This window comes from Dehalococcoidales bacterium (genome assembly GCA_028716225.1).
Taxonomy (GTDB): domain Bacteria; phylum Chloroflexota; class Dehalococcoidia; order Dehalococcoidales; family UBA5760; genus UBA5760.
In genome coordinates, this window is the sequence record JAQUQE010000113.1 from 1 (window position 1) to 3,239 (window position 3,239).

A 3,239-nucleotide genomic window follows, 5' to 3' on the forward strand; every position below is an offset into this window, starting at 1 on the left:
AGTAATACCGAAACGGGGTGAACCGATGGCTAAACAAAGCCCACGAAACAAACTTATAAGCGCAGAGGACAGGGAATTTATTGCCGACGTATACGCCGATTATGAAGCATCAAAGGAATTAAAGCCTATCGACGACTGGCAGAAATACGACGAATATGTCGAGGATAATCAATGGGGCACTGCCAACGCCAAGGACAAATGGAAGCCTAAGCCGCAGCTTAATATCTGCTGGAAGGTGCTGCGCTCTATCCATGCCAATATGACAAACGGGCGGTTTTCCGTGCTTGTAACCTGCAAGCGTCCCTTGTACGAGGATATTTCGCAGAATGTCAGCGATGTTATCGAGTACTACTGGGACGCGCTGGACATGCACCGCAAGATGTCAGAGGCGGAATGGATGAGGCCCAAGCTGGGGAGCGTTGTCCTAAAGGCCGTTTGGAACCCCAAGCGGAACGACGGCGCGGGAGACCTGGACACTTTTGTCGTCCACCCGGCAAACTTCTTTCCCGATCCGAACATTACCAATCCCTGGGACTTGCAGAAAGGGGACTTTATAGACTTCGTTCATCCCAAGACGGTTAAATACGTAATGCAGAAGTACAGTAAAGAGGCCGATCCACTTTGCAAGTACACGAAGGAGCAGCTAAAAGACCTGCTCATCCCGGAAAGCTCCTTTTCCGATACCGAGATATACGGGGATAATGTAACCGGCATTACCGGGCGCACTCCTACATCTATTACCGGCACGGAAAAGACCTACCGATCGCTTAACCACCGTGACCGTGTAAACCTTCACGAGTACTGGTACAGGGACGACAATAACAAGCTGCAGGTGGCGTGGCTGGCGGGCTGGACACTGTTAAAAGACAGCAGGGACGACCCGGAGATGGAAAAGGAAGGCTATTACAAGCACGGGCGTTATCCCGTCGTTATTATCCCCTACGTGATGAAGGACAAGCGGTTATGGGGCAGGAGCGAGATGCAGTCCCTTATCGGGCTTGACGGCAAGCGGGACGGCCTGCAGGACATCATTAACAAGATGATCCAGGACTTCCTTGTGAGTTTGAAAACGACCGGGCAGCCGCAGATGGCTTATGAACACGGCAGGATAAAAGAACCGCATAAATGGACAAACAACCCTGAACTTAAAATACCCGTTAAGGGGAATCCCAATACCGCGTTAAAGATGATACAAGGTCAAATTACGGACGTTATGCCCGCTGTAGAAACGTTTTTAACCCACGTTGACCGCATTACCAACCTGTGGGACGTAACGCAGGGCAGGGGGACAAGCGCGACCAAGACGGCGAGCGGGACGCTGGCACTTTTGGAACAGGCCATGAAACCGATGCTGGACGTGGTTACGACCATGCAGTACGGGCTGCGCGAGCTTGCCGAGATATGGCTGGAACACCTTGCCGAATTCGTTACCGTGCCGAGAGAGTTTGTGCTTGACAGGGGCAGCGGCAATTACAAAGTATTCGAGTTTAACCCGTCTGAAATACTCCATGCTCCCAAGCGCATGATGGACGAAAGCGGGCAGGTTGTAAACATGTCGGAAGATCAGCGCGTAGATGCCGACAGCATGGGCGAGACGCGCAAGCTGTATTTCAATATTGATATTGACGTTGGGGCTACACTGACCATTACCAGGGCATACCTTGTCGAACTGGGTATGAACCTGTTCGAGCGGCAGGCACTTGACCTGCCGGGGCTGTATAAGCTCCTGCCGGAATTCCCCGGCAAGCAGGACGCATTAGAGCGCATGACGCAGGCTATGGAGGCGCAGGGGCAGGAACAGCAGGGGATTCCCGGCATGGATGAGTTCATACAGAGCCTACCGCCGGAAGTGCTAATAATATTACGGGAGATGCCTCCCGAACAGCAGGAGGAACAGGTGCAGGCCATGATGCAGATGCAACCTGAGCAGTTGGAGGCGTATATTGCTGAAATGTTAGGGGGTGGACAGGCTGCCATATAAATCTGATGCCCAGAGAAAATATTTTCATGCCAATAAGAAGAAGTTGGAGCGGCAGGGGGTAGATGTTGAAGAGTGGGACAGGAAGAGCAAGGGCAAGAAGCTGCCTAAAAAAGTGAAGAAAAACAGATAATCGCCTGATAAGGCGGTTTTTTTATGCCAATAGAGGCCGCAACTACCCCGTGCGTTATCGGGGCTAAATTAGCCGAACCAAGGCGAGGAGGTATTATCATGTCCCTACCCGGACAGAGAATATTCGACCTTCAGTTATTTGCTGAAGAAGAAGCCGAAGAAGCCGAAAGCACACCAGCCGAAGGCGAAGAATCGGAAGAAGAGACGGAAGAAGAGACAGAAACCAAGGAAGAATCGCAGGATACCGAAACCGAAGGCGCGCCGGAAGAAACACCAGCCGAGAAAACGGAAGAGTACGACGAGATCATCTTCAACCGTCAACCTGTAAAAATACCGAAATCGGAGCGGCAGACCTACCTACAGAAAGGCTATCACTACGATACGGTAAGGCAGGAGCGCGACCGCGTGCTTGCCGCAATAAAAGCGCTGGGTTATGACAGTGTGGAAGCCTTTGACGAGGCGGTACGCAGGCAAAAAGCGGAGCAGGAAGCCTACGACAAGGGCGAAGATCCCGAAACCTACTATCAGAGGCAGCAGCAGGAGGAGAGAAATAAGAAGCTCGAATCCAAGCTGACCTTTTTCGAGCAGAAGGAACGGCTTTCTGAACTGCACCCGCGCTATAACGAGGCGTTTTATAACCAGCACAGGAAGGAGATTGAAGGTTTAGCCCAGGAAATGACCGGCGGTAACCTTGTCCATGCCTACAGCATGGTCTTGTTGGACAAATTAGACGACTACATTCGTCTTTCTACCGCCGCAAGTACGCAGAAAGCCTCTGAAATCGCCGAAAAAGCGGTTAAAGACTTTCAGCGTCAGTCAAAAAGGGGAACCGAGCCTTCCGACGGCGCGCCTGTAAACGAAGAACGCCTCGATCTAAACGATGAAGAGTTGGAATGGGCCAGGAGACGCGTCAACCAGGGACATTACAAGTCCATTAAGGAGGCGTGGTCATGGCTAAGAGGCAAGAAAAAGTGATAAGGAGTTGAGAAACCATGTTTGTACCTGCATACAGGGAAGGCGGCGGGCCTATAGAGGCGCGCACTTTTTGTATTGCAAGCGGGACTGCTATTGAAAAGGGTGAAATCGTTAAAATCACACCCGGAACCGGTATCGAAGCGGTAGCCGGGAC

At 51.7% G+C, this 3,239-nt stretch carries 2 protein-coding genes; both read left to right on the forward strand.

All coding sequences use genetic code 11. The annotated features are described in order from the left end of the window. A partial coding sequence (locus tag PHI12_14350; protein ID MDD5511965.1) for a hypothetical protein occupies window positions 1-1,981 on the forward strand: 1,981 nt, incomplete at its 5' end. 153 nt (window positions 1,982-2,134) lie between these two features. After that, window positions 2,135-3,085, forward strand: a complete 951-nt coding sequence (locus PHI12_14355; protein ID MDD5511966.1) for a hypothetical protein — start codon at window positions 2,135-2,137, stop codon at window positions 3,083-3,085. The last annotated feature ends 154 nt before the right edge of the window (window positions 3,086-3,239 follow it).

Excerpts from the sequence above, each read along its gene's own strand:
- PHI12_14355 (MDD5511966.1), top strand. The coding sequence starts at position 2,135 with ATGCCAATAGAGGCCGCAACTACCCCGTGCGTTATCGGGGCTAAATTA.